Source organism: Salinithrix halophila (assembly GCF_042650125.1).
GTDB classification, from domain to species: Bacteria; Bacillota; Bacilli; order Thermoactinomycetales; family DSM-45169; genus Salinithrix; species Salinithrix halophila.
Map to the genome: position 1 here is coordinate 189,966 of NZ_JBHSAP010000015.1, position 26,827 is coordinate 216,792.

Consider the following 26,827-nt stretch of genomic DNA (forward strand, 5'->3'; position numbering starts at 1 on the left):
GTGCATACCTATGGATGGAGCGACGAGCTTCGCTGCCACTGCACTCGTCAATATCCTTATTTCCCTTGCCAGTATCGCAATCAGTTGGTGGGTCCTCCAAAACCTCCGGTTGGATGTTTTCCTGCGGGATCCAAAAGGGGTACGGGCCAAGGCTTTTTACGTGATCCTGTCTATTGTACTGGGCCATGGCCTTGCAACTTTTATCATCGACTATACGGACTGGTCCAGAATGCTTGGCCACCTGTTTGGCTGAGAGGACTCCCGGAATCTTGACCGATCAGCGGTATATCCTCTCCTTCCCTCGTGAACAATGGTGAGAAAAGGGACGGGAGAGGATGACCGATGAAACGGGCACGTTGGATTCGCGGGATATTGATTGCGGTGGCGGCTGTTTTTCTGATCGCTACCACGCCCTCGCCGGAGGCTGAGACCACCTTGACAGACGCACTGGCGGAAGCCGGTGCTGAGCCGGAATTTTATATGTTGCATTACGGCAGCCGGATGGGAGAGGCTTTCGAACGGGAAACCGTCCCGGGTCATGTGGAACGCCTCGCTAGGAAATTAAACCTGGGTTCCGTCCGGTCTGTGCCTTCGGCGGACGGGTTGCGCTGGAGCGCTTCCGGGCGTTGGAAACGAAACCTCCGAGTTGAAATGAACGTTATCGTAGATAAGCCGCGGGATTTTTTTGTACAACCATACGTTTCTATTAAAGTGATGGGACGCGGGCGCCCCGACAAAGGATTGATCCAGGCCCGGGACCACATCAGTCACATTCTCCAACAGCACCAAATCCAACCTCGCACTCATTTTTCCATCCAAGGCACCATTTCCAAACGGACTGATTCCAATGGGCAAAAAGACGAGATGATCAACCGGGTGCTCGGGCGGCTGGGAGCCCGGGAGGTCGAATCGATGCGAACGGATCGAACGGCCAGTGTGTCCGCGTACACCCCTCTTTTCTCCGGGGGACTGAAAACAAAAGGCGGGACCATGAATGTCCAAGCAGCGGCTAAGGTAGCCCACGACGACCATCATGTTATCCTGACCTTGGGGACCCCGATTATTACGATAGAATATTAGTTGACGCGGAGGGAAAACCTTTGGAAAAAATTATTGTACGGGGCGGGAAGCGCCTCAAAGGGCGGGTCAGGGTACATGGTGCTAAGAACGCTGTTCTCCCGTTGATCGCCGCCTCCATCCTGCCGTCACGGGGGGATATCACGATCCAGGACGTGCCGATGCTGGAGGACGTCAAAACGATCACACAGGTACTTTCAAGCCTAGGCATCTCCGCCGAACTGGACGAGGGAAAGGATACGATCCGGATCAATGCCGAGCACCTCTCCAGCACCCAAGCACCTTATGACCTGATGCGAAAGATGCGGGCTTCCTTCCTGGTGATGGGTCCGCTCCTCGCCCGGAAAAAGCACGGCAGGATTCCTCTCCCCGGAGGTTGTGCTATCGGCAGCCGCCCCATTGATCAGCACCTGAAAGGGCTGGAGGCTCTTGGGGCTGAATTTGAGATCGGGCAGGGGTATATTGAAGGCCGAGTGCCCGATCGCCTGCGTGGAACAAAGATCTATCTGGATGTCGCCAGCGTGGGAGCTACCCAGAACATCATGATGGCCGCTGCTCTTGCTGAAGGAACCACCATCATCGAAAATGCTGCCTGTGAGCCGGAAAATGTGGACTTAGCCAATTTTATCAATGCGATGGGCGGGCGCGTTCGCGGTGCAGGCACTGATACGATTCGGATCCACGGGGTCGATTTCCTCCACGGGACGGAGTACTGCGTCATTCCGGACCGGATCGAAGCAGGCACCTATATGGCCGCTGCGGCGATTACTCGTGGGGAGGTATTTGTGGAAGGAGCCCTCTCTGACCACTTGAATCCGGTAATCGCCAAGATGAGGGAGATGGGTATCGAGATCTTGGAAGGAGAAAACGGGGTCCATGTTCGGGCTGATAAGCCGCTGAAACCGGTCAATGTGAAGACGCTTCCCTATCCGGGTTTTCCCACTGATATGCAGTCCCAGATGATGGCGTTACAGCTGATGGCGGAGGGTAGCAGTACACTGACGGAAACCGTTTTTGAAAACCGTTTTATGCATGTTGAAGAAATGAAACGGATGGGCGCCAAGATGAAGATCGACGGTCGTTCTGTGATGATGGAAGGTGGTAAACCTTTGTCGGGTGCGACAGTCCGGTCCACTGATCTCAGGGCCGGTGCGGCGCTGGTTCTGCTCGGGTTGGTGGCTGAAGGTGCTACCGAAGTGACGGATCTCCATCACATCGACCGGGGCTATGTGGATTTGGTCGGAAAACTGCGATCCTTGGGTGCCAATATTGAGCGCGTATCGGATGAAGAGATGAAAGACGACTTGAAATTCCAGCACTCATATGCTTAATTTTTTGGCTAATGCGGGGTTAACCCCCGCATTTTTTTTGTTGTGGCAGCCTCGGCTTGGTTCTGTTTCCGGTTTTGTCGGCATAGGGTGGTTAGAGAGGTTGTCCTTTAGGGACGAAGAGGAGGCAGATCCGTTTTGCACAAAGGAATGCTGCTGATGGTGTCCATTCTGGTTGCGATCATGGTTGCCGTGCCTACGCTTCTAGTCAGTCTGGGCGGCAACAAACCTCCGGCTTCCGCTCCGGAACCACGAGAAAAAGGGACAAGCCATCCTTCCGGCGGCCCGGAGGTAGATGTTTACCTGACCCGGGAGAAACGGTTGGTAAGTCTTCCGATGGAGCAGTACATTCGCGGTGTGGTAGCAGCGGAGATGCCAGCCGACTTTCATATGGAAGCCCTGAAAGCCCAGGCGTTCGTGGCCCGTACGTATATGGCGGACCGGATGAGGAGAGAAGATTATTCGGATATGAAAAAATTAGGAGGGACCGCTGAAGAAGCCCAGGTCACCGATACGGTCCAGCATCAAGTTTACCTTACGGACAAAGAGCTGAAAAAAAACTGGGGAAGCCGTTATTCGGTTTATTCCGATCGGATCGACGCGGCGGTGAAGGAGACAGAAGGACAGGTGATTCAATACAGGGGAGAACCCATCTATGCCGCCTTTTTTTCTACAAGCAACGGATACACGGAGAATTCCGAGGATTACTTTGATGAAAAGGTTCCTTATCTGCGGAGTGTCGTCTCTCCCTGGGATAAGGTTTCGCCCAAATATAAAGCCAAAAAAACGGTTTCGGTCAGTGAATTGGCCTCACAGCTGCAAAAGGCGACAGGAAAGCAAGTGGCAGTTCCGGCGTCTTCTGGGGGCGGTTTACTGAAGGTGGTGGACCGAACCGAAGGAAAACGGATCAGCAAGGTTCGCATCGGTGATCAGTTGTTTACCGGTCGCCAAGTAAGAGAAGCACTGGGTCTTTCGTCCACGGATTTCACCTGGGAGATAGATGGAAAAGACATTACCTTGATTACCCGCGGTTACGGCCATGGAGTCGGAATGAGTCAGTGGGGGGCTCATTTGATGGCTGAAAAGGGTAAAAGTGCACAAGAGATTATTGATTACTATTACAAAGGGGTAGAGATCGCCGACGCCGGATGGAAGAAATGAAACCTTGTGTTTCCGGTTCAATAACTAAAAGAAAGTACCGTCCTAATGGGCGGTTTTTTCTGTATTCGTACCATGAAAACACCTCCGATTGTACTCGTAACGAAAGGCCGCCTCGATTCCAGCTTAACTGAGGAAAGAGGCAGTCTTTGTATGGACCTGATGAAGCAAGGACAAACAATGATCCCAGACCCTTATTCAGGGAGGGCTTTGGAGTCTACGATGAACTTTACTGTCATGGGTTTCTTTGATATGGTAATAACCTTTTTCTGAGGCCCTGCTTCTATTTTATATTTCTGACTAGTCGATAAGCCGACAACCACTTTCCCCTCCCTGTTGGTTAACATGGCTTTGGGAATGGCGCCAACCTCATCTTTTTCTTCCTCCTCTATGATCACTGTAATTCCTACAGCAAACCGAGGAATCGGTTCTCCTTCCTTATTGACGATTTGAATGGTGATCGGAGTCAAATTTGGTTTGGGCTCTTCTTTACTGCAACCCCCTGCTATCAAAACAGAAAAGACAAACATGAGAGGCATGATTCGCAAAATTGTTCACCCCCTTCTACTATTTGACGAAAAGACAGTGAAATATGTTGCAAAATTGACAATGTTTTTATATATTAATTATTAGCTGGTTCATCTTATATAGGGAGGACTTTGAAAACATGAAAAGAATCTTTGCGATCGTTTTGGCATTGGCTCTCATGGGTGTTTCTTTTTTTGGGTCAAATAACGTCCAGGCTAAAGATGAAAGGGAGGGTGAAAAAATAGGTCGCTTCGATATGCCGAAGGTTGACACTTCAAGGGCTAAAGTATTGGATCAAAGAGTAAAAAGGCGAAAGACAAAACCAAACCAGTTATGAATCTTACAAAGGATCAGATGGAGAAACTAAAGGATCTAAATTCTGATACATCCGTGAGTTCTTTTGGTGAAATTGTGACACATGATGTGGAGAAAGGTTATTCAGAAAAGAACAAGAATGCGGAAAAAACAAAAATTAAACAGGAGACAAATTTCCAAGCGCTTGCCGATAACAGGAAGCGAATCAATCGAACCACTTCCTATCCGTATAATGCCATTGCTCAACTGGAAATTTAGGACTCTAATGGAAACTGGTATGTTTGTTCCGGTTACTATATGGACAAGAATAGTGTTGTTACGGCTGCCCACTGTTTGTATGATACACACAATGATAAGTGGAATGTATTGGCTTTTGTGACACCTGGTCGAAATGGTAAGAGTGGAGAACCTTATGGCTGGACTTACTCTACCACCTTTTATGTACCAAGCCAATATATTGAAGCGGATGCGCCGGATGAAGATCATATCTATTATAGCACCGTAGAAGACGATTTTGCCGTGATTAACGTAGGAGACAATCACAGTCACTCGTTTAACATTCTGACCAACTCGACCAAAGGGGACGGTATTAACTCCACGGGATACCCGGCAGATAAGGGTTACTATTATATGTACAGTAGCTTAGGGAAAATCACTAATATCAGTTCGCTTTATGACGTGATTGAACACAATTGTTTTGTTACGGGCGGTATGAGTGGAGGCCCTGTTTTCTATAGGAAAAATGGAACTTTGGGAGCTGTTGGGTTGAATAGTACCTCCATCTGGTCCCCCGAATTCGAAACTCGACATAAGAATATATTATCCAGTTGGGCAAGTCACAACTAAGTTGGGATATAAACTAACCGGTACCCTGGCTACACTAAGACGGCGGGTCGGTGATGAGTCATTGGGAACCCAACACAAAATCCATCGGTTCCATATGGATACCGGTGGATTTTGTATAGGGGTTCTGAACTTTGAATGTAGTATATATTTGGGTGAGAATCAACCGGGAAGGATTAAGGGCGGGGTCGTGATCCCTTCTGCTTGTCATGATGTCGACAAGGGGGAGGAGGTGGTGCTGATGGAGAAAATAATCATGTTGCTTACCTTGATCCTTCAGGTGGTGACAGTCTGTCTTCTCATCGCATGAAAATGACCCGTCTCCTGATCTGACAACCTGGGTGGGTCACTTGTGTGAAGTCGCCTAGGGTGGAGATGGACGTCGAAGTGATGAGAGGGTGGGAGAATTGATTATGATCTGGTCCTAATGTTATGTTACAATCACATCAGAGAATACCATAAGGTCGCGTACGTCATCACGTTAAAAAGAGAGGAAATCCAAGATGATCATTAAACCCAAATTTCGTGGCTTCATTTGCACGACCGCACATCCTGAGGGTTGTGCCGCTGGTGTGCAGGAACAGATCGAATTTGTAAAAAAGCAACCGACTGTGAAAGGCCCCCGAAAGGTACTGGTCCTCGGTGGATCGACCGGGTACGGACTCGCCTCCCGAGTGGTGTCCGCCTTTGGCGCTGGAGCGGATACCATAGGCGTATTCTTTGAGAAACCGGCTTCAGGCAAACGTACGGCTTCAGCAGGATGGTATAACACGGCAGCTTTCGAAAAAGAAGCGGAAAAGGCCGGTCTCTATGCGAAGAGCATCAACGGTGACGCTTTTTCCAATGAAGTGAAAGAAAAAACCATCGAGTTGATCAAAAAGGATTGGGGAAAGGTCGATCTCGTCGTCTACAGTCTGGCATCTCCCAAACGGACCCATCCGGATACGGGAGAATCTTTCTCCTCTGTCCTCAAACCGATCGGCCAAGCCTATGAAAACAAAACCGTCGACTTCCACAGCGGTGAGGTATCCGATGTCCGCATCGAACCTGCGGATGATGAGGAAATCAGACAGACTGTTGCGGTGATGGGCGGCGAGGACTGGGAGATGTGGATGAAAGCCTTAAAAGAGGCTGATGTTCTTGCCGAAGGTGTTACCACCCTCGCATATTCTTACATAGGCCCGGATGTCACCCGGCCCATTTATAGGGAAGGGACCATCGGCCGGGCGAAGGACCATTTAGAGGATACAGCCCAAACCCTTCGTGAACAATTGCAAGAACTGGGCGGCCGAGCTTTTGTGTCCGTAAATAAAGCGCTGGTGACCCAATCCAGCTCTGCGATCCCGGTTGTCCCCCTCTACATCTCTTTACTCTTTAAAGTGATGAAAGAAAAAGGGCTTCATGAGGGTTGCACAGAGCAAATCCACCGCTTGTTCTCCAATTTCTTGTATTCAGGCGAAACGGCCACCGACGAAAAAGGTCGGATTCGGATCGACAACTTGGAAATGAAGCCGGAAGTTCAGGAGGCTGTCTCCGCTCTCTGGGAAAAGGTAAAGACCGACAATGTCTATGAGCTGTCCGATCTCGAAGGGTATAGAAACGACTTCTTCCGTCTATTCGGGTTCGGTATCCCAGAGGTGGATTATGAAAAGGATACGGATACGGAAATTGGAATCCCCAGTATAAACGCCTGATTTCGACTAGAAAAAACAGAAGGCCCGCCCTCAAAGAGGCGGGCCTTCTGTTTCTTTTCTTTCAAATCGACCGGGATTTCTTTGATGATGTCAGATTCAGAGGATGGAAAAGAAGAAATCCCAGTGATGGCAACTGATCCCCCTGCTCAAAAAATACGAAAATTTACGAGGGTATGGTATAAATCGGAAGATGCCTGTCGAGAATGGTTGCTGAGGTGATAACCAAATGAAACCTGAAGACAATAAACCGGTAAAGCCGGTTAGTAAAGTCTCCAACCTGAAATGGAAACGCCTCTTCGCGAAGAAGTGGTTTTTCCCCGCCGTTTATCTCGCAGCCGCAGCACTCATCCTAAGCCTGGTGTGGTGGTATCAAGGCGCCCAGGATTCCGGCGTGACCAAACCCAATACCGGCTGGGAACAAGAACTGAAGCAAGAGGAACCGATAGCCAAAACTGAGCCAATGAAGGCTCCTGCTGACAGTGGTTCCAAGGCGCTTGAAACTATGGGATATTACGATGAAACCGCTTCTGAAAAAACAAAAGAGGCCTCTCTGGTGAAATATGCAAACACTTATTGGCCCCATTCCGGCCTCGACTACACGCGTAAGGACGGCAAAACCTTCGGAGTTCTCGCAGCGATGAGCGGGAAGGTTGTCCGGGTTGAAGAGAATCCGTTAACCGGAAACCAAGTGGAGATCGAGCACAAGGATGGTCTAGTCACGGTTTACCAAAGCCTGGCCGATGTCAGTGTGAAAAAAGGGGAGTCCGTCTCCCAAGGGGAACCGATTGCCAAAGCCGGACGCAACAATTTTGAGAAAGAAGCCGGCATTCACCTCCATTTTGAAGTGCGAAAAGACGGAGAATCCGTCAACCCTGCGAAATTTCTGGGTAAACAATAACCATACCCTCAACCACCCTAACCCCCCGCTTCTTTGGAAGCGGGTTTTTTACGTGTGCATCTGTGACGGAAAATGGATGAAAATTTGGCCAAAATGGCTTGTCAGGGCCTGTCATATGAGAATAACCGCTGTCATGGCTCATATAATGTACCAGACATTCAGAGAAGGAGGCGAGGGGAGTGCACGATTACATCAAAGAGCGGACGATTAAAATTGGGCGCTATTTCGTGGAAACCCGAAACACAGTCCGCACGATCGCCAAAGAGTTTGGGGTTTCCAAGAGCACAGTGCACAAGGATCTAACCGAACGATTACCTGAAATCAATTCCGAGCTGGCTAACCAAGTAAAAGAAATTCTGGAGTACCACAAATCCATCCGGCACCTTCGTGGCGGCGAAGCGACGAAAATCAAATACAAGCGATCCCGGCCCCAAACAGAAACAAAGACCTTGGAGCCAACGGTCAAAGTATAGACGAGTTTTCCGCACACCCCGCCTGCGATATGACAAAAAAATCTGCCAGGTCGCAGCCGGACATACATACCGGCTTGTCGGACCGGCCTGCGACGAGGTCTGGTGCGCCAGATCCGGCGTTATAAAAATGAATTCCTTTGAGTCGGTGGAAGTCTCCTTGCTTTCCACCTGGTTTCTTTTTGACTTTTTCCGCCTCTCAATTGCGACCCTTCCCCATATCAATAAATGGTTGGAGTAGACTTGTGTGGTCAGTTGCGATATATTCTATCTATAGAGGATTTATAGTTGGCATTGTTATTCAACCTTGTTCATATATAGGAATGGGATTTCTTTTGGATGGACGAGCTGTCAAACACGCTGAGTCACCCATATTTTGCCGCTCGGAGAGGATAACAACCATGCAGGGGAACGACCAAAAACAACCCCGGATTAGGGAAAATGAGAACCCGGAGAAACAGGAGGCGGAAGTCCGTAAGGAAGAGACCGCCATGGATGCAACTCGCTCTGAAGGGGAGCAAAAAGCTGCGGATGCAGATCAAGGAAAAACATTGACGAACGAGGAAGAAGCTTCTCAGGATAAATCCACGGTGGACAAGGAAGAAGCCTCCCATGATAAATCGGCGTCGGATAGGGAAGAAATTCCCCATAAATCCGCGTCGGAGAAGGAAGATGTCCCCGAAGACAAACCGGCGGACAAGGAAGGCCTCACTGAGGATCCATCAACGGTGGACGAAGCTGGATCGGAAACTGGGAAATCGGATGAGACAGGCTCAGGCCAAAATTCTGACAGAGCAGAAGAGACGCACGAGAAAACCGCCCCTCCTCATGACTGGGAGGAACGCCTCCAGGATGATTGGGGAATCGGATCGGACGTTGCGGTGGAGCAGGAAGGGAAGGAAGAGAAGGAAGACCCCGACACCAGCGATGAATCCGGGGAGCCTGGTAAGGGCAAAATGAAAAAGCCCGCTGGTGAACTCATGTGGAAGAAGCCGACACAGGAAACGGATGAGGACCCTGAACCTCCCTCCGTGGGAGAGATCATGGTTCCACCGGAGCCGGAGGAAGTTTCAGAGGTTCCTGCGAAGCATTCGGCGATGAGTGCCGAGGAGGAGAAAGAGGGCCGGTGGGCTTGGTTGACCCGGCGAAGGGTGCTGATGTTCACCTTCGTATGGTTTCCTTTGTTAGCAATCGCTGCCTTAGCAGGAGGGTTATTGATCGGTTACAGTGTGATCGGAGATGATCCGGCTGGAGATGTTTTCACAAAAAGACTGTGGGAGCACTTATACAATTTGATTTACGGGTAAAATAGGGACCCGTCTCCGCCGTCCCCCGACGGCTAAGACGGGATCTTTCACGTTTACTTGGCCAGGGTAAGGGTTTATCGGGGGCCGGTTATACCGGGTGAAGGAAGAGGAGAGGAGGGACCCCGAATGAATCTGCCCAATTTGCTTACCCTATTTCGTTTTACCTTAATTCCTGTTTACTTGGGCCTGTTCTTTTCAGATCTGAGCGACCGGATGGCATGGGCGTTCGGGGTTCTCCTCTTAGCTGGGTTAACCGATGTGGTGGACGGGTATTTGGCACGGCGACACAGTCAGGTTACCCAATTGGGTGTTATGCTTGATCCTTTGGCGGACAAGCTGATGATGTTGGCTGTCTTTCTCTCACTACTCATTTCTCAAAAGATCAGTCTTACCGCTGCTGCTGCAATCTTCATCCGAGATTTGGGAATGATCATCGCCTCAGCCTTTTTTCATTTCCGAGGGAAGCTGACGGTACCGGCTAATATCATGGGGAAGCTGACGACGATTCTATATTATATCGCCCTCTTTTTGCTCATGTTCGGCCATTCCTTTGGAGAGGAGTTTTTATGGGGCGTTATCCTTTTCTCCTTCGCGACTTCGTTCATTTACCTGTTTCAGTTTAAACTGTTGAACCAGCGTTTGATGTGATACCCGCAACGAGAGGTTTCCTTCAACGAGAAAAGGGCACTGGAGGAACCTCCGGTGCCCTTTTTTATTTGAACCCCCCACCACTAGTAAGCAGGAGGGTCTCCTTTATTGTAGTGTCCGGGTCTCCCTTTCATACATGGGGATACAGAGGGATGACGACGGATGAGAGGAAAAACCCGTTGATCCGTTTTTTTATGGCACTTGGTTTTATGTTACAATTAAGGCGTTGTCGGGCCGATTGGTCTGATGGAAGGGAGAGAAGGAAAATGGAGATGGATATCAACCAACTTCAGGAAGTGATCCCTCATCGGTATCCTTTTTTGTTGGTGGACCGCATCCTGGAATGCGAATATGGCAAGCGGGCGGTTGGATTGAAAAATGTTACGATGAATGAACCTTTTTTCCAGGGGCATTTCCCTGGCCACCCCGTTATGCCCGGAGTACTGATCGTAGAGGCGCTAGCTCAGGTGGGTGCCTGTGCTGTGCTGGGCCTGGAAGAAAACCGAGGAAAACTAGCGTTTTTTGCGGGTATTGAAGGGTTCCGTTTCCGAGGGCAAGTGAAGCCCGGTGATACGCTCACGTTGGAAGTGGAAATGACGCGCCTGCGTGCTACCATGGGCAAAGGGAAAGCCACGGCCAAGGTAGATGGTCAGGTGGTGGCTGAGGGAGAACTTCTTTTTGCCATTTCGAAAACGGAATAATACATAATACAGGAAGCCCCTCGTCAGAGGGGCTTCCTGTGGCTTCGAGCGCTTTCTATCTGTTTGGTCAGCGGGCAAGATGGTGTGCTTTCGGAGAGGCCTCATGCTGTTTTTTGCCTGTATTAAGAGTTTGTTAACCATGTAACCTTTACGCCTTCCCTTACCGTTGAGATACCAGGAATTATTTTTCATTTTTAAGGGAAAACACGAGGAGGGAATGCTGTTGAAAACCGTAACGATCGTTGGAGCCCGCCCTCAGTTTATCAAAGCGGCCCCTGTGTCGCGCAGTCTCCGCAAGCAAGGAGAAGAGGTGCTGATTCATAGTGGTCAACACTATGACGACGCGATGTCCGATGTATTCTTCCGTGAACTGAAAATTCCGTCCCCCGATTATCACCTGGGTGTTGGCTCGAAGTCTCACGGCGCCCAGACGGGGGAAATGCTAACTCGGATCGAGGAGGTGCTGGTCAAAGAAAAGCCGGACTGGGTACTGGTATACGGTGATACCAATACAACCTTGGCCGGAGCATTGGCGGCAGTTAAGCTGCATATCCCCGTTGCCCATGTGGAGGCCGGTCTGAGAAGTTTTAACCGCCGGATGCCGGAGGAGGTAAATCGGGTGCTAACGGATCATGTTTCAACAGCACTCTTCTGTCCGACGGATACGGCGGTCCGCCATTTAGCGGCAGAGGGGGTCGACCGCGGGGTGGAACTGGTCGGAGACGTGATGGCTGATGCCGTCCAGTTTAATCGGTCCTTGGCGGAAGCTCGGTCGGATATCTTGTCACGGCTGGGTGTCGAGCCGCGATCTTATGTATTGGTCACCCTCCACCGGGCGGAAAACACCGATGACCCGGCCCGCCTTTCTGCGATTGTGGGCGCTCTGAATCAGCTCCATGTTCCGGTCATTCTGCCCCTCCATCCTCGTACCCGAGGGCGTATGAGCGAGCAGGGCCTAGCCTTCGACAATCCTCTGCTCACGGTGACCGAACCGGTCGGTTATCTGGATATGCTTCAATTGGAGGCCCAGGCGTCCAAAATTCTAACCGACTCCGGAGGTGTACAGAAGGAGGCGTTCCTGGTGGGAGTCCCCTGTATTACCATGCGGGATGAGACCGAGTGGACCGAAACGGTGGAACAAAAAACAAACCTTCTGACTGGAGCGGATAAAAGGAAAATCATCGAGGCTGTGGAAAATTTTGAGGTGGACTTTTCTCATGTCGCTCCTGTCTTCGGGGATGGGCGGGCGGCAGAAAAAATTGTTCGCCGGCTCGTTAGCGGGCCATGATGCCAACAGCGGGTTCACCTGTTCACGCGGAGCCCCCAGAAAGGAAGAATGATGACTCATTATGAGCTTGAATGTCTTGGTGATCTCCCATATGTATCCCAACCCGGCAAACCCGATGGCGGGTATTTTTGTCCATAACCAGATCAAGGCCATGAAGGAGGAAGGGATTGAATGCCGTATTATATCCCCGATTCCCCATTTTCCCTTCTACCCGAAATGGAGCGGATACCGAAAGTTTCCCCAGACGGCTATGATGGACGGAATCCCCATTCACTATGTACCGACACTTATGTTTCCCGGCGGCTTGTTTTTTTCGGCATACGGTTATTTCTATTACAAGGCCCTTGCCGGGGAGATTGCGGAGATCCGGGAGCATTTTCCCTTTGACATCATTCATTGTCATACGATTTTCCCTGACGGTTATGCCGGTGCGAAGTTGAAGCAGTCCTTCTCTATCCCATTGGTGACAACGATTCACGGTTCAGATATTCGATTGTATCCTTATCGGTCGACAAGGGTATATCGCCGTACGGAACAAGCCCTGCGGATGAATGATCACATCATTACAGTCAGCGAACAATTGAAGTGGGACACGCAAAAAATCGTTCCTGGGGTGGAAGCGACCACTATTTACAACGGGTTTGACCCACAGAGGTTTTATCCGTTCTGTCAAAAGGAAGCTCGTCAGAAGTTGGGTGTGCCTGAAGGTGTGAAGTCGATTTTGTTTGTAGGAAACCTGTACAAGGTAAAAGGGCTTGGTGACCTCCTCCGAGCTTTTTCGCAGGTGGCAGAGCAGCACCCCGAAGTATGTCTCTACCTGGTTGGAGATGGCCCTCTACGGGGGGAATTAAAACAGCAGGCCCGGGAGAGCGGCGTCGAGGAACAGATCCATTTTGTCGGGCGGAAACCCCACGAGGAGATTCCCGTGTGGATCAACAGCAGTGATGTGGTGGTCCTCTCCAGCCTAAGTGAGGGAATGCCTTCGATTATTCTGGAGGCGATGGGTTGTGGAAAGCCGGTGGTGGCAACGGATGTGGGTGGCATCTCGGAAATCCTCCAGCACCGGCGGACCGGTTTTCTAGTGAAACCCGGTGAACCAAAAGAATTGGCACGTTATCTCTCCATCTTGTTGACGGAAAATGAGGGGTTGGCTTGCGACATGGGGGAGCGCGCCTTTACGGAGTCGGGAGCCGTCACCTGGAAACGGAATGCAGAACGGATGCGAGCTTTGTATGAAGGCATCTTGGATGAAAAGAGGCCTGATTTTTTGTAAAGATACGCTTAAGAATCCCAAGGAGGGATACTCAAGTTATTACTGCTGTGTTACATTGATCCTAGGTTTGTAATCTATTTGTAACATTAAAGAGCCAATGGCCGCCGGTTTGATAGCCTGGCCCTGGCGGAATGAAATGAGGGACCTTTGTGATACGATACGGGATCGTCGGTTGTGGACATATCGCCAAAAAACATGTGGAAGCGATCCGGGCCGCTGAGGGAGCGGAACTAGTAGCTGTCTGCGATAAAGACCCGGAGCGGCTGGCTCCTTTCGCTGTAGATGGGGTTGCCGGTTATGGGGACCTCGGGGAGATGGTGAAGCAGGCTGATGTGGATGTGATCAATATCTGCACCCCCAGTGGTCTTCACCCTGCTCTCGCCATCCAAGCGGCAGAGGCGGGTAAGCACGTGGTGGTGGAAAAACCGATGGCCCTAACCTTGAAAGACGCAGATCTTATGATCCGGGCTTGCAAGGAGAACGGGGTTTTCCTGTCCGTCGTCCATCCTAATCGCTTTCGACCGGCGATGGAAGAGCTGCGAAAGCGGGTAGAAACAGAGGCTTTCGGCACGCTCAGTCACGCAAATGCCACGGTCCGGTGGAACCGGAACCAGGAATACTACGATCAAGCCCCTTGGCGGGGGACAAAGGCGATGGACGGCGGTGTTCTGATGAATCAGGCCATCCACAACTTGGACCTGATGCTGTGGATGATGGGGGAAGTGGAGGAAGTCTCCTCCTACCATGCCACCCGCGTTCGCGATATTGAAACGGAGGACACCTCGGTTTCCATCCTACGCTTTAAAAACGGAGCCCTGGGTGTAATTGAAGCAGCCGTTACCCTTTATCCCCGAAACCTGGAAGAATCCCTCTCTCTATTTGGAGAGAAAGGGACAGCGATCGTTGGCGGACCGACGGCCAATTGGATTCAGGCCTGGAAGTTTGCTGATCTGACCGATAGCCAGGCGGAGGAGACGATCCATCGTATTCATGAAGAACCCTATGGAAAGCCGGGTCATCAGCGATTGATTGAAGATATGACCGAAGCTGTGGCACAAGGTCGGCCACCGGTGGTATCCGGTATGGACGGGTATCGCGCTCTTGCCCTTGTTATCGCCTGCCAACAGTCGGCGGAGAGAGGCCGTCCGGTTCGCATGGAAGAATTGGAGAGAAATCCGGGGGTGAAGGCATGAATAAGACACCTCTGTTGGATCTGAAAGCCCAGTACAAAGGGATACAGGAAGAGGTAAAAGAAGCGGTTCTCGGTGTGTTGGAGAGTGGGCGTTACATCTTAGGTCCCCAGGTTCAGGCCTTGGAAGAAGAGGTGGCCGCGTTTTCCGGCGCTCGCTTTGGTATCGGGGTTGCCAACGGGACAGACGCTCTGGTTTTGGCACTGGACGCGGCGGGGGTTGGCCCTGGGGATGAAGTGCTGACCACACCGTTCACCTTTTTCGCAACGGCAGAATCGATCTCCAGGCTGGGAGCCGTCCCGGTCTTCGTCGATATCGATCCAAAGACCTACAACTTGGATACGTACCAGTTGGAGAAAAAACGCACCGAAAAAACAAAAGCGATCATCCCCGTCCACATTTTTGGACAACCGGCGAATATGGATGAAATAACTGCCTTCGCAAAAACCCACGGCCTCTTCGTGCTAGAGGACGCCGCACAGGCGATCGGTGCTGAGTATAAGGGGCGCCGGGTAGGCTCCTTGGGAGATGCGGCCACCTTCTCTTTTTTCCCGACGAAGAACCTGGGCGGTTACGGGGACGGTGGCATGGTCGTTACCGATGACGAAGAATTAGCTGCACGGATTCGGAGCCTTCGGGTTCATGGTAGTGACCCGAAATCCAAATACCTGAATCGGCTGATCGGATACAACAGCCGTCTCGATGAATTGCAGGCGGCGGCACTGCGAGTAAAATTGCAGTACCTGGAAGAATGGAACGAAGCCCGTCGAAACCACGCTCGTCTCTATGACCGCTTGTTGGCGGAAGTGCCTGTGGTTACCCCTTTTTCATCGGAGGATGTCAATCCGATTTACCATTTGTACATCATCCAAGCGGAAGAAAAAGAGGGTCTGATGACCTATCTCCGGGAACGGGGAATCGCAGTCAATGCCTATTATCCGGTACCCTTGCACCTTCAGGAAGTCTACCGGGAACTTGGCTTCCGGGAAGGGGACCTGCCGGTGGCTGAAGCGGTTTCCAAGCGCTCTTTTGCGTTGCCGCTTTACCCAGAAATGAAAGAGGAGACCATTCATTTCATCGCTGATACCGTAAACACATTTTATCAGTGATGGATTGTTGCTTTGGAAGCGGTGAAAAACCCGGTTCGGTCGAGCGGGGCGGCTCCGAACAGCCATCTGTTCCACTTTCGGGAAGGTATGACGAAATTCGGATACACCGTGGGGCAAGGAATCGGATTGCGCCAACACCATGAGACAAAGGGATGAGGGTTCCGATGAACAAAATACTGGGTAAGATCAACGACAAAACAGCAATCATTGGTGTCGTCGGCCTGGGTTACGTCGGTTTACCCCTGGCCTTGGAGAAGGCAAAAGCCGGTTACCGGGTGATCGGTTTTGATATCCAGCAGAAACGGGTAGACATGGTCAACCGGGGTGTGAACTATATCGGAGATATTGTCGATGAAGAGTTGGAACAAATTGTCGGTGACGGTCGTTTAAGGGCCACCACAGACTACTCGGATATCGCTGAAGTGGATGCGGTGGCCATCTGTGTTCCAACCCCTTTGGACCTTTATCAACAACCGGACACATCGTATGTGGAAGCCTCGACGCGGGAGATTGCCAAGCGCCTTCATCCAGGGATGCTCGTTGTTCTGGAGAGTACGACGTACCCCGGTACGACGGAGGAAGTCGTTCGTCCGATCCTGGAGGAGGGGGGGCTTAAGGTTGGAGAGGAATTCTACCTGGCCTTCTCCCCGGAGCGGGTTGACCCCGGCAATAAAGTGTATAACACCAAAAACACACCCAAAGTGGTTGGCGGCATCACGGAGTCCTGCACGAAGGTGGCTGCTTCCCTCTATCGGAACGTGTTGGAGGGAGAGGTATTCGAAGTTTCCAGCCCCGCTGTGGCGGAAATGGAAAAGATTTTGGAGAACACCTTTCGCAACATTAACATCGCCCTGGCCAATGAGATGACGATTCTCTGCAATAAAATGGGTATCGATTACTGGGAAGTGGTGGAGGCAGCCAAGACCAAACCCTACGGTTTCATGGCTTTTTATCCCGGGCCGGGACTGGGAGGTCACTGTATCCCCATCGATCCGTACTACCTGACCTGGAAAGCCAGGGAATATAAGTACCATACCCGCTTGATCGAATTGGCCGGGGAGATCAACAATTATATGCCCGATTTCGTCGTCGAGCGCTCGATGAAGATCCTCAACCGGTACGGGAAGGCACTCTCCCGCTCCAAAGTGCTGATTCTAGGGGCTGCTTACAAGCGGGATATCGATGATATGAGGGAATCCCCCGTGATCGAGATCATCGAAAAGCTGGAGAAATACGGGGCTCAAATCACGGTCAACGATCCCCACATTCCCGGGTTTGTAATTGGGGAGCGTACCTATGAGAGCCAGGAAATCACCCCGGAACTGCTGAAAGGGGCGGATCTCGTATTGATCACCACGGACCATACGGCTTATGACTACCAGATGATTGCCGATCATGCCAAGGTAATCTTTGATACGCGGAACGCTCTGAAGGGGTTAGAAGAAATCAGCGCCGACTATGAAAAGATTTGAGGGTTGAAGATGAGCTATTATCTGCATGATTCCGCTCGAATCGGGGAAGGGGTTGTCATCGGCCACTTCTCTGTTATTGAAGAAGGCGCGGTTTTGGGCGATAATGTCACCGTCGGCAACCATGTGACCATCCATGCGGGCACACGGATTGGGGATGGGGTCACGATTGCCGATCATGCCGTCATCGGTCGGTGGCCTCGACCGGCAAAGACGAGTACGGTCCAAGTGGATGCCGATCTTCCTGCATTGATTATCGGGGAAGGGAGCACAATCGGGGCCAATGCGGTCCTCTACCGTGGCAGCCTTCTCGGCGTGGAAGTCTTGGTCGGGGATCAAGCCTTCCTTCGGGAAAAGTGTCGTATCGGCGACCGGGTAGTGATCGGTCGTGGGGTTGCGGTGGAGAACCAGGTGGAGATCGGCTCCCATACAAAAATACAGACCAATGCGTACATCACTGCCTATTCCCGTTTGGAGGAGCATGTCTTCATTGCGCCGGGGGTGACGACGACCAACGACAACTTTATGGGCAGGACTGAAGAACGCTTCCAACACGTCAAGGGGCCCACGGTGAAACGAGGGGCCCGGGTCGGCGGGGGAGCCATCCTCCTGCCTGGAGTAGTCGTGGCCGAAGAGAGCTTCATTGCCGCCGGTGCCGTCGTCAACCGGGATACGGAACCGGCTGCCGTCTACGTCGGAGTGCCTGCACGACGTCTAAGGCCGGTACCGAAAGGGGAGATGCGCGGAGGTTGAACAGGTAAAGGGGCAGGTTATGCTAGCAAAGATCAAACAACTGTTCTCCGATTCAGCGGCCTTTGCGCTGGCGTTAATGGGTAATAAGATCGTGGCTTTTTTGCTGATCCCGGTCTATACCCGCCAATTGGATCCAACCCGTTTCGGGGACTGGGATTTAACCAACACAATCGCCATGGTTATCACTTATTTTTGCATTCTGGGCACAGATACTGCATTTGCTTTCTATTTCTTTGAAGCCAAGGATCAGAAAGACAGGCAAGGTTACTTCACCGCCGCTGTCTTTTTCCCGGCCCTGGTCAGCCTTGGATTTCTGCTGATCGCCCTCTTCATCAGCGCCCCCACTGCCAATCTGCTGTATGAAGACCCCAGCGGCTATCCCAATCTGCTGACTCTGGCCGTCCTCACCATCGTGGCCAACGTGATTATCCAGCAGACCCTGGCTTATGCCCGCTTTGCCCGCGAGGTTAAGACCTTTATGGCGGGTAGTATGTCCTATGTGATCGGATCCAGCTTGGCCAGCGTTTGGTTTGTTGTGATAGGAAAGATGGGCGTGCTGGGGATCTTCTACGGACAGATCCTGGCCCAGTCAGTTGTAGCCGCCATTTTGTTGTGGCATTACCGAAAACAGTTCACCCGCCATGTCGAAAAGAAGCATGTGAGGGATCTCCTGAGCTACGGCATCCCGCTATTGCCCACACTCCTTGCCTTCTGGGTTATGAATGCCGTCAGTCGACCAATGATCTATCACATGGTTTCTTCCGATGAAGCGGGGATCTACGGACTGGCGGTCCGGTTCGCCAGCATCATCGTACTGATCACTTCCGCTTTCCAGCTTGCCTGGCGCCCCTTCTCCGTCTCCATCAAGGAGCAGGAGGACGCCCAGCAGATCTATAGCCTCTTAGGTCGAGGATTCCTGGTGCTCGGGACCTTTTTCGTCATGTTCCTCACCTTCTTCATCAAGCCGATTATCGAGGTGGCAACGGGGAACCCTGATTACTATGAAGCCTATCCCTATGTCTGGATGCTGGCCCTTGGTACAGTCCTCAACACGATGCATTTGATCGTAGGTGTAGGGCTGTTGATCAACAAGAAGACCAAGGATATTTCGAAAACGTTCATGGTGGCGGCCTTGGTTTATCTGGTCGGCAACCTGGTTCTGGTGCCCGTCATCGGAGCCTGGGGGACCTCGTCTATGACGGTGGTCACCTATCTATACGTCTTTCTCTCCATCTATCGCAAGGGAAAGGCGGCCTATCAGGTCGATTTCCGGATGCGGTCGATGCTCCTCTATCTCGGACTGTATATTGCCGTGATGGGGGCGATCACGTGGATGCAAGTGGGTGGCTGGAGCGGTCTTTGGCTGTACTATGTTGCAGCGGCCGTTCTGATGGTGGCCGCTGTCTTCCTGACGGGATTGTTTAATGTCGAGTCTATAAAGCTCCTGCAAAGGATGATACCTAAACTCCTTCGCAAAAGGTGAGTGCCGATGAGTTCCCTGCTTCTGCCCAGACAACAAAAACTGAATCAGCTGTTCCACCTGATGGTGGTGTTCGCTGTATTGGGGCCAACTTTGGGTGTTCCTGTGATACCCGGGTTTAAGCTTACCCTGTTTCGCCTCTTCTTTCTGACTTTGGCGGCTGGACTGTTCATCCGCTGGGCCCGCAGTCGCGATCTGGAATCCTCTCATATGCACCCGGTACGATGGTATACGGCCTTCTTCGCCTTTTGGGTGGTCTATGCGGCCGTTTCCCTGACATGGGCCGGAAGTCTGGGGCTCGGGCTGAAATACCTTACCTTCCTGGTGACGATGTTGCTGTTATGTTTATCTTTTCCTTTCTTCTTGAAAGGGTCTAGCCATATCGAGCAGACGGGCCGCGTACTGTTCTGGGCGTTTTTTATCATTGTCGTCTACGGTCTGATCGAATCCGTCACCTATTGGCACCTGCCAGCTTCCCGATATTTTGGACGAGAAAGTTCCAATGTCACGTCTTTTTTCTCCAATCAGAATGATTTTGCCACGGCGATCACGCTAGGGCTCCCGTTCTTGGTGACGGCTCTGTATATGTTGGCAGCCCGGCGCAAGGCGAAAGTACTTATCTACTTGACCGGGATCATCACGCTTTGCGATTTGTTCCTCACGGGTTCCCGAAGCAACAGCGGCTTTGCCCTTCCTTTGGTGGCGGTGACTTGGCTAGCACTGATTCCGTTTACGGTAGAGCGATCCAAACGGAATTTTCGGAACCTCCTCAAGGGAGCGGGTTTGCTTCTGCTGGCGGTGGTGGTGACCGGTGGCCTCCTATCCTCCGTTCTTTCCGATCAGACCCGTAGCAAACTGGGAAGCACCCTGGGGGTTTTCAATGACCTACAGAGTTCCTGGACGTTACCGAACGAGGATGATATACCCCTGGACGAGGAAGAAGCCAGTTCGAGGGATCAGAGCATTTCGATCCGTAAAGCCTTGATAATGAATGGCCTTCATTTTCTGGCAAGGAGCCATTATCTTGGTGTCGGGGCGGGCAATATCGAATATTACATGCTGGGGGCTCCCGGCGTGGGCGCGAAGTCCAATATACACAACTGGTGGGCGGAAGTGCTGGTCAACTTCGGGGTGGGCGTGTTCCTTCTCTATATGACCCTCTACTTCTGGATGTTGTGGCGTCTCTTCCGCCTGGCCCGGGTAAAGGAGGCTGTTGGCCTCTCCCCGGTGATCCGCTGGGGAGCGACTGCCTCATTCATCGCACTCATCGGCTACTTCTTCGGAGGCATGTCCCCCAGCACGGCTATCCACTTTACGCCGATGTGGATCGTCTACGGTTTTGCTCTGGCGGTGATTGCTGTCGGTGAACGGCAGAGATACGCCGCGCGCCACAAGGAGGAAGGGAAAACCGCTGTATCCAGCCATTCCGCTCATGCTGATAGTAGGGATCTAAGATGAATAGCCATGTAATGATTATGAGCTCCGTTCACGGATATAATGATTCCCGCATTTTTCATAAGCAGGCTGTCTCTTTAGTGAAGGCTGGATACCGGGTGGAACTACATGCCCTCGCCGATTTTGATGAGCGGGAGATCGACGGCGTGAGAGTGGTCGGTCTTCCTGCCCCGAAAAACAGGGCAGCCCGTCTTTTGGGCGGTTGGAAGCTGTTTCGTCGGGCTCTTAAAAGCGGGGCAGACCGGTTTCATTTCCACGACCCGGAACTCCTCCCTTGGGGGATGCTGCTCCGATGGTGGACCAAAAGCCCCGTTATCTATGACGCACATGAGGATCTGCCCAAACAGATTGGGACAAAACCCTGGATTCCACGTAGGCTTCGTCAACCGCTTTCCCGCCTTGCTGATACGGCGGAGAAGGGGATGGCTCGTTGTCTTTCCGCCGTCGTCACGGCTACGGAACCCATCGCAGAGAATTTCTCTTCGGTACGCCGAACTGTGACGGTAAAAAATTATCCGCTTCCCTTCCCGCCAGCGGAGAGAGCGGGAGAAGACGGCAAAAATCGCATCCTATATGTAGGCGGTGTCTCCTATTTGCGGGGTTACAAGGAGATGATCGCAATGATGGCGCATCTTCCCCAGGAGTTGAAGGCGGAGCTGCATGTCATCGGCCCGCTGCAACATATCCAGCCGGAAGACCGGAACGAGGCAGAATTACAGGCTAAAAGGATCTATCTTCATGGCCGAATTCCCTTTGAAGAAGTGGGGCCGTGGCTGGCCCGAGGAAAAGTAGGGCTTGTCTGTCTGCATCCGGTGGAAAACTACCGGGAGTCCCTGCCGATCAAGCTCTTTGAATATATGGCGGCAGGTTTACCGGTGGTGGCGACGGACTTTCCCCTGTGGAGGGAGATTATCGAGAAAAGCGGAGCGGGTTTTACCGTGGATCCCCTCGATCCGAGAGAGATGGCGGCCAAGGTGGAGCAGATTTTGACTAATCCTTCCCTACAGAAAAAAATGGGCAAAAATGGACAAATCGCTCATATGGATGTTTACAATTGGCATGTAGAGGAGAAGAAACTAATAGAGCTCTATCAGGAACTATCCGGTTGACAGAGAGTGAGGGGGTTGCCGTGAGACGGGGACGTGACATACACACCCGCGGCGAACCGGAGCATCCGCATGGAACAGAAAGTTCCGATGCCCGTGAAGGTCCGTCATCAGCCTGAGGTAAGGAAGTGAAACCCTGTGCGTATCTGGATCGCTAACCACTATGCCGTGCCACCCAACATCGGAGGGATTACCCGTCATTATGAACTCGGCCGGGAGTGGGCGGAAAAAGAAGGGGCAGAAGTCACTCTGTGGCTTTCTTCCTTTAACCACTCCCGCCGTCGGTTCATCGACGATGAGTCTAAGCGGGAGTTGGAGACGGTAAAAGGTCTCGAGATGTGTTGGCTGTGGTCCTTTCCCCACAGCGTGAACGACTTTCGACGCGTGCTCAACATGGTTAGCTTTGCCGTGCTGTTTTTTCTGGCTGGTCTGTTTCGGCGGCGACCGGATGTACTCTTCGCTTCCTCTCCTCACTTACTGACACCCTTTGCCGGTTGGCTCCTCTCTCGGTTGAAGCGTTGTCCCTTTGTATTGGAAGTGAGGGATCTGTGGCCGGATACGTTGACCAAGATGGGCGGACTCCAAAACCCAGCGATGGTCAAAGCACTCACGTGGCTGGAATCCTTCCTTTATCGCCGTTCGGACAAGATTATCGTTCTGACGGAGTACCAGCGCCGTTTTATCGCTGCTAAGGGGATTAACCCTGAAAAGATCTCCCTCATCCCCAACGGGATCGTCGTCGGTTCCTGGGAGTCTGACGCGGACAAAAGGCAGGAATGCCGACGTCGAATGGGAGTCGCCCCCTATCAGTTCGTCGCTCTGTACGCAGGCGCCCACGGCCCGGCCAATGCCCTGGAGCATGTGGTTCGTGCTGGAGAACACCTTCCCGAAGGCTATGCCATCGTTCTGATCGGGGACGGGCCGGAGAAGGAGAAGCTAAAAAGGATCAAAGAGGAGAAAGGACTTCATCACGTCCATTTTCTGGACCCCGTTACCAAAGGGGAAGTGTATGATTTTATCGATGCGGCGGATTGTGGGATCATCTCCTTGGCAGATAACGAAATCTTTCGCGGTGCCCGGCCCAATAAATTGTTCGATTATCTGTATGTCGGTAAGCCCATCATCACCACCGTGGACGGAGAAATTCGCGATATTATCGAAGAGGCCCGGGCGGGAGTGTTCAGCGGGGCCGAAAACCCCCGTGGCATCGCCGATGCGATGAAGTCCCTCAGGGGTCTCACCCCGGAGGAGAAGAAAGCGATCCAGGAGCGTGGTCGGTGTTACATCGATCGTTCCGGCAACCGGCAGAAGCTGGCCCAAGTTCTATACCATGAACTTCGTTTTTTTCACCGGGCTGATCCCGTGAAAGAAATCAATGAAGCGAAAATGAAACATTGAACACCACCCCCGGATTGTTCCGGGGGTTTCGTGTTGATGAAGGGACTTTTAGAACCTATGTTTGAGAGAGGTTTTGTGGGGAAAACAGAAGGACGACAAAGGTTTCGGTGGTAGAAAGGAGAGGTTGGCATGATTACCTATGGATTATTTATTAACGGCGAGTGGACAAAAGCTCATAGTGGAAGAACTTACGAGGTATTCAATCCCGCTTCGGGGGATCCTATCGGTACCTGTGCCGATGGGGATGAGAAGGATGTCGACCGGGCGGTGGAAGCTGCACATCAGGCATTTCCGGAGTGGGCAGCCCTTCCTGCGAAAGAACGGGCGATCATTCTGCGTCGGGCTTATGAGCGAATGCTGGATCATAAAGAAGAGCTGGGGGAACTCATGACCCTGGAACAGGGAAAGCCCCTGGTGGAGGCCAAAGGAGAAATCCAGTATGCGGCTGATTTCGTCGAATGGAGCGGAGAAGAGGCAAAGCGCATCTACGGGGAGACTATACCCTCTTCAACGGGGGATAAACGGATCTGGGTCCACAAACAGCCCGTCGGCGTGGCCGCCGCCATCACCCCTTGGAATTTCCCAGCTTCCATGATCACCCGCAAGATCGCCCCCGCCCTGGCTGCCGGCTGCACGGTGGTTGTGAAACCGGCTAAGCAGACGCCACTAACCGCTTGCCGACTGATGGAACTGTTTCAGGAAGCGGGGGTCCCCGCCGGTGTCGTCAACCTGGTGACAAGCACTCGCGCTTCTGCCGTCGGAGATGCCCTCCTTGAAGATGGACGGGTACGTAAGGTGGGTTTTACCGGCTCCACGAAAGTGGGCAAGCTTTTAATGAAGAAGGCAGCGGATACGGTAAAGAAAATCAGTCTGGAGCTTGGGGGTCATGCGCCTTTTCTCGTATTTGAAGATGCCGATCTGGAACAGGCGACCGATGAAGTGATCGCCAGCAAATTCCGCAATGCCGGGCAAACCTGTGTCTGTGCCAACCGGATCTATGTCCATGAAAGCATTGCCGACCGTTTCACCGATCTTCTCGCAGAAAAGGCGAAGGAGTTAAAGTTAGGTAACGGGATGGAGGAAGGAGTTCAAATCGGCCCTCTGATCGATGGTGATGCTGCCGACAAGGTCGAAGAGCACGTGAAAGATGCCGTTGCCAAAGGAGCTCGTGTCGTCACTGGAGGAAATCGGCGTACCAAAGTGGGGAAAGCCCCCGGACAAAAGGCCCATTTCTTTGAACCGACCGTGTTGGATAAGGTGACCGACGACATGCGAGTGATAGTTGAGGAGACCTTCGGACCCGTGGCACCCATACAGACCTTTCGGACAGAAGAAGAAGCGGTAGAAAAGGCAAACAACAGCCGTTATGGGTTAGCTGCCTACTTTTATACAAGGGATCTGGCCCGGTCGATCCGGGTTGCGGAAAAATTGGAGTTCGGGATCGTCGGTGTGAATGACGGGGTACCCTCCACCGTTCAGGCACCCTTTGGCGGCTTCAAGGAGAGCGGTCTGGGTCGGGAAGGGGGTAAGTACGGTGTCGAAGAGTTTCTGGAAATCAAATATATCTCTTTGGGGTTGAAATGACCGGTTGAAAAGGCCTAGGGCTACTGATAAACCTTGATGCGTGCGGGGCGTGGAGCCGGACTTCTGATTCCACGCCAGATGAACTTCCCTTAGATGTCGGGCCTGTCCGCTCCGTGACTCCGGCTTCCCAATCAGCGGCCAAAGGAAAAGCGTGTGTGGCCGCAAAAACGGTGGGAGCCTTCGAGCACTCCGCTGGATTTTCGGTTGCCAACAGACGGCCGGAAACCGACTCACCTTTATAGTATAGAAGGACTTTGTCAACGATCTACGGCCGTAAAGGCCTTTTTTTCGGTTCCCCTCGAAAGGATTAGGAGAAGCCCTGGTCCCGTTTTTCCTCTTGAAGGTCACAAATTTGTCACAAAAGGCGGTTTTTCATATCATCCATCTATTGTACCTTGATAGTGGAGTGTAAATGGGCAAGCGTGTGCCTTGAAGAAATGGACACGTTTGGCGGGAAACTAGAAACCCGGATCGGAGGTTTCTGGTTCGAATGGTTCGCCCGGAAGGCATGGCGGGGAGGGGAGCGAACCTCCCTTTTCCGCAGTGAAATAGTGGTAAACTCTCCGCAAAAGGGAACCTCCTGAACGACAACGGCGTTATCCTGAGTGGGGGCCGTTCAGGGGGAGGAGCGAAGAGAGTACCACGTCCGCTACAGGAGCGAATACGGGCGAAAGGGAGTTGTGCTATGAAAGTGCTGGTAACCGGAGGAGCGGGTTTTATCGGCTCTCATATCGTGGATCATTTGCTGGAGGAAGGCATGGAAGTCGTCATCGTCGACAACTTGACAACGGGAAGTGAAAGTTATTTGCGCCCGGAGGCTTCCTTTTACCGGCTGAATATCCAGGATGAAGGGTTGATGGACGTATTCCGTGAGGAACGCCCTGACGCAGTGATCCACCAGGCGGGCCAATCCAAAGTTCCGGCCTCCATCGAAGATCCGATCTGGGACGCTCAAACCAATATTCTAGGAACGATCCGCGTCCTAGAGGGTTGTCGTCAATATGGAGTCAAAAAGGTAGTTTACGCCTCTTCCGCAGCGGTATATGGAAACCCTCAGTACCTCCCCATCGATGAGGAGCATCCGGTTCAACCCTTGTCCCCCTACGGGGTCTCTAAGTACACCCCCGAGCATTACTTGAAAGCCTATGATGAGTTGTACGGCATTCGATACACGGTGTTTCGTTACGCCAACGTATATGGTGTTCGACAGCTCCCCGGGGGCGAAGCGGGGGTTATTACGATCCTGATGAACAAATTGATCAACGGGGAGACGTTCCGTATCGAAGGGGATGGAGAGCAGTCTCGAGACTTCATCTATGTTGAAGACATCGCTACGGCTAATCTATCCGCCCTCAAGCAAGGAGACGGAGAGATCCTAAACATCGGAACGGGGAAACGGACGACCCTGAACGAATTGATTGGGGTCCTCGAAGAGTGTTTGGGCAGGAAAGTCGAGACGGCGTATTCCCCTGAACGGCCAGGGGATATTAAAGATAGCTATTTCCATAATGAACGTGTAATGAGGGTTTTAAACTGGACCCCCCGGATTGACCTGAAGACTGGTCTGCAACGGACGTATGATTATTACCGGATGAAGGCCGAGAATTAAACGGCCCGATCCCGATTCCCATAGGCTCGCCCTGCTTTATGCTGAGGCGGGTCGGATATGTTTCCTGTAACATTGGTGTAAAGTGCTTGTAAAAGAAGACGTTTGATGTATTGTAAAACTGGGCGTTCTCCAGTATACTGATAAAC

The 26,827-nt window shown here is 52.0% G+C and carries 25 protein-coding genes and 1 pseudogene; 25 read left to right on the top strand and 1 reads right to left on the bottom strand.

Going from position 1 to position 26,827, the window contains the following annotated elements; genetic code table 11:
* Positions 1 to 10: 10 nt before the first annotated feature.
* The 4 genes from ACFOUO_RS11175 (at position 11) to spoIID (ending at position 3,566) form a co-directional block, all read left to right on the top strand.
* The gene (locus ACFOUO_RS11175; protein ID WP_380705197.1) at positions 11 to 253 is read left to right on the top strand and encodes a DUF1146 family protein; all 243 of its coding nucleotides are present in this window, start codon (positions 11 to 13) and stop codon (positions 251 to 253) included.
* Between the two features lie 89 nt (positions 254 to 342).
* A complete protein-coding gene (locus ACFOUO_RS11180; RefSeq protein WP_380705198.1) occupies positions 343 to 1,080 on the top strand; it encodes a YwmB family TATA-box binding protein in 738 nt (245 codons plus the stop codon).
* 20 nt (positions 1,081 to 1,100) lie between these two features.
* A complete protein-coding gene (gene murA / locus ACFOUO_RS11185; protein ID WP_380705199.1) occupies positions 1,101 to 2,408 on the top strand; it encodes a UDP-N-acetylglucosamine 1-carboxyvinyltransferase in 1,308 nt (435 codons plus the stop codon).
* Positions 2,409 to 2,543: 135 nt separating this feature from the next.
* Positions 2,544 to 3,566: a stage II sporulation protein D gene (gene spoIID / locus ACFOUO_RS11190; protein WP_380705200.1), complete on the top strand. Its 1,023-nt coding sequence runs from the start codon at positions 2,544 to 2,546 to the stop codon at positions 3,564 to 3,566.
* A gap of 191 nt (positions 3,567 to 3,757) precedes the next feature.
* On the opposite strand, the gene ACFOUO_RS11195 is transcribed toward spoIID, so the two are convergent.
* On the bottom strand, positions 3,758 to 4,111 hold the full coding sequence (locus ACFOUO_RS11195) for a hypothetical protein (protein WP_380705201.1): 354 nt from the start codon (positions 4,109 to 4,111) through the stop codon (positions 3,758 to 3,760).
* Positions 4,112 to 4,230: 119 nt separating this feature from the next.
* Between ACFOUO_RS11195 and ACFOUO_RS11200 the strand changes: the two genes are divergently transcribed.
* The 21 genes and pseudogenes from ACFOUO_RS11200 (at position 4,231) to ACFOUO_RS11300 (ending at position 26,681) form a co-directional block, all read left to right on the top strand.
* Positions 4,231 to 4,428, top strand: coding sequence for a hypothetical protein (locus ACFOUO_RS11200; RefSeq protein ID WP_380705202.1), 198 nt, complete (start codon positions 4,231 to 4,233; stop codon positions 4,426 to 4,428).
* Positions 4,429 to 4,691: 263 nt separating this feature from the next.
* Positions 4,692 to 5,252: pseudogene (locus tag ACFOUO_RS11205) on the top strand (trypsin-like serine peptidase); the annotation flags it as partial.
* A 148-nt stretch (positions 5,253 to 5,400) separates the two neighbouring features.
* Positions 5,401 to 5,559: a hypothetical protein gene (locus tag ACFOUO_RS11210; protein WP_380705203.1), complete on the top strand. Its 159-nt coding sequence runs from the start codon at positions 5,401 to 5,403 to the stop codon at positions 5,557 to 5,559.
* Positions 5,560 to 5,752: 193 nt separating this feature from the next.
* Entirely contained in the window at positions 5,753 to 6,943 is a 1,191-nt protein-coding gene (gene fabV, locus ACFOUO_RS11215; protein ID WP_380705204.1) for an enoyl-ACP reductase FabV, read from the top strand.
* 226 nt (positions 6,944 to 7,169) lie between these two features.
* On the top strand, positions 7,170 to 7,841 hold the full coding sequence (locus ACFOUO_RS11220; protein ID WP_380705205.1) for a peptidoglycan DD-metalloendopeptidase family protein: 672 nt from the start codon (positions 7,170 to 7,172) through the stop codon (positions 7,839 to 7,841).
* Between the two features lie 179 nt (positions 7,842 to 8,020).
* Positions 8,021 to 8,314, top strand: a complete 294-nt coding sequence (gene spoIIID / locus ACFOUO_RS11225; RefSeq protein ID WP_380705206.1) for a sporulation transcriptional regulator SpoIIID — start codon at positions 8,021 to 8,023, stop codon at positions 8,312 to 8,314.
* A 398-nt stretch (positions 8,315 to 8,712) separates the two neighbouring features.
* Entirely contained in the window at positions 8,713 to 9,618 is a 906-nt protein-coding gene (locus ACFOUO_RS11230) for a DNA-directed RNA polymerase subunit beta (protein WP_380705207.1), read from the top strand.
* A gap of 126 nt (positions 9,619 to 9,744) precedes the next feature.
* On the top strand, positions 9,745 to 10,266 hold the full coding sequence (locus ACFOUO_RS11235; protein ID WP_380705208.1) for a CDP-alcohol phosphatidyltransferase family protein: 522 nt from the start codon (positions 9,745 to 9,747) through the stop codon (positions 10,264 to 10,266).
* Between the two features lie 266 nt (positions 10,267 to 10,532).
* Positions 10,533 to 10,967 (top strand): 3-hydroxyacyl-ACP dehydratase FabZ, encoded by a 435-nt coding sequence (fabZ, locus tag ACFOUO_RS11240; protein ID WP_380705209.1) that lies wholly within the window; start codon positions 10,533 to 10,535, stop codon positions 10,965 to 10,967.
* A 223-nt stretch (positions 10,968 to 11,190) separates the two neighbouring features.
* Positions 11,191 to 12,255, top strand: coding sequence for a non-hydrolyzing UDP-N-acetylglucosamine 2-epimerase (wecB, locus tag ACFOUO_RS11245; RefSeq protein WP_380705210.1), 1,065 nt, complete (start codon positions 11,191 to 11,193; stop codon positions 12,253 to 12,255).
* 61 nt (positions 12,256 to 12,316) lie between these two features.
* Positions 12,317 to 13,528, top strand: coding sequence for a glycosyltransferase family 4 protein (locus tag ACFOUO_RS11250; protein WP_380705211.1), 1,212 nt, complete (start codon positions 12,317 to 12,319; stop codon positions 13,526 to 13,528).
* A 149-nt stretch (positions 13,529 to 13,677) separates the two neighbouring features.
* The gene (locus ACFOUO_RS11255) at positions 13,678 to 14,721 is read left to right on the top strand and encodes a Gfo/Idh/MocA family protein (RefSeq protein ID WP_380705212.1); all 1,044 of its coding nucleotides are present in this window, start codon (positions 13,678 to 13,680) and stop codon (positions 14,719 to 14,721) included.
* Positions 14,718 to 15,827 (top strand): DegT/DnrJ/EryC1/StrS family aminotransferase, encoded by a 1,110-nt coding sequence (locus ACFOUO_RS11260; protein WP_380705213.1) that lies wholly within the window; start codon positions 14,718 to 14,720, stop codon positions 15,825 to 15,827. Before ACFOUO_RS11255 ends, ACFOUO_RS11260 begins: the two co-directional genes overlap by 4 nt.
* Before the next feature lie 164 nt (positions 15,828 to 15,991).
* Complete coding sequence (locus tag ACFOUO_RS11265; protein WP_380705214.1) at positions 15,992 to 17,299, top strand: nucleotide sugar dehydrogenase; 1,308 nt, start codon at positions 15,992 to 15,994, stop codon at positions 17,297 to 17,299.
* Between the two features lie 9 nt (positions 17,300 to 17,308).
* Positions 17,309 to 18,049: an acyltransferase gene (locus ACFOUO_RS11270; protein WP_380705215.1), complete on the top strand. Its 741-nt coding sequence runs from the start codon at positions 17,309 to 17,311 to the stop codon at positions 18,047 to 18,049.
* Between the two features lie 19 nt (positions 18,050 to 18,068).
* Positions 18,069 to 19,532, top strand: a complete 1,464-nt coding sequence (locus ACFOUO_RS11275) for an oligosaccharide flippase family protein (RefSeq protein ID WP_380705216.1) — start codon at positions 18,069 to 18,071, stop codon at positions 19,530 to 19,532.
* Positions 19,533 to 19,538: 6 nt separating this feature from the next.
* Entirely contained in the window at positions 19,539 to 20,987 is a 1,449-nt protein-coding gene (locus tag ACFOUO_RS11280) for an O-antigen ligase family protein (RefSeq protein WP_380705217.1), read from the top strand.
* Positions 20,984 to 22,093 (top strand): glycosyltransferase family 4 protein, encoded by a 1,110-nt coding sequence (locus tag ACFOUO_RS11285; RefSeq protein ID WP_380705218.1) that lies wholly within the window; start codon positions 20,984 to 20,986, stop codon positions 22,091 to 22,093. The genes ACFOUO_RS11280 and ACFOUO_RS11285 overlap by 4 nt, the downstream gene beginning before the upstream one ends.
* A gap of 135 nt (positions 22,094 to 22,228) precedes the next feature.
* Positions 22,229 to 23,488, top strand: coding sequence for a glycosyltransferase family 4 protein (locus tag ACFOUO_RS11290; protein ID WP_380705219.1), 1,260 nt, complete (start codon positions 22,229 to 22,231; stop codon positions 23,486 to 23,488).
* A gap of 129 nt (positions 23,489 to 23,617) precedes the next feature.
* Entirely contained in the window at positions 23,618 to 25,072 is a 1,455-nt protein-coding gene (locus ACFOUO_RS11295) for an NAD-dependent succinate-semialdehyde dehydrogenase (protein ID WP_380705221.1), read from the top strand.
* Positions 25,073 to 25,757: 685 nt separating this feature from the next.
* The gene (locus tag ACFOUO_RS11300; protein WP_380705223.1) at positions 25,758 to 26,681 is read left to right on the top strand and encodes an NAD-dependent epimerase/dehydratase family protein; all 924 of its coding nucleotides are present in this window, start codon (positions 25,758 to 25,760) and stop codon (positions 26,679 to 26,681) included.
* Positions 26,682 to 26,827 lie beyond the last annotated feature (146 nt).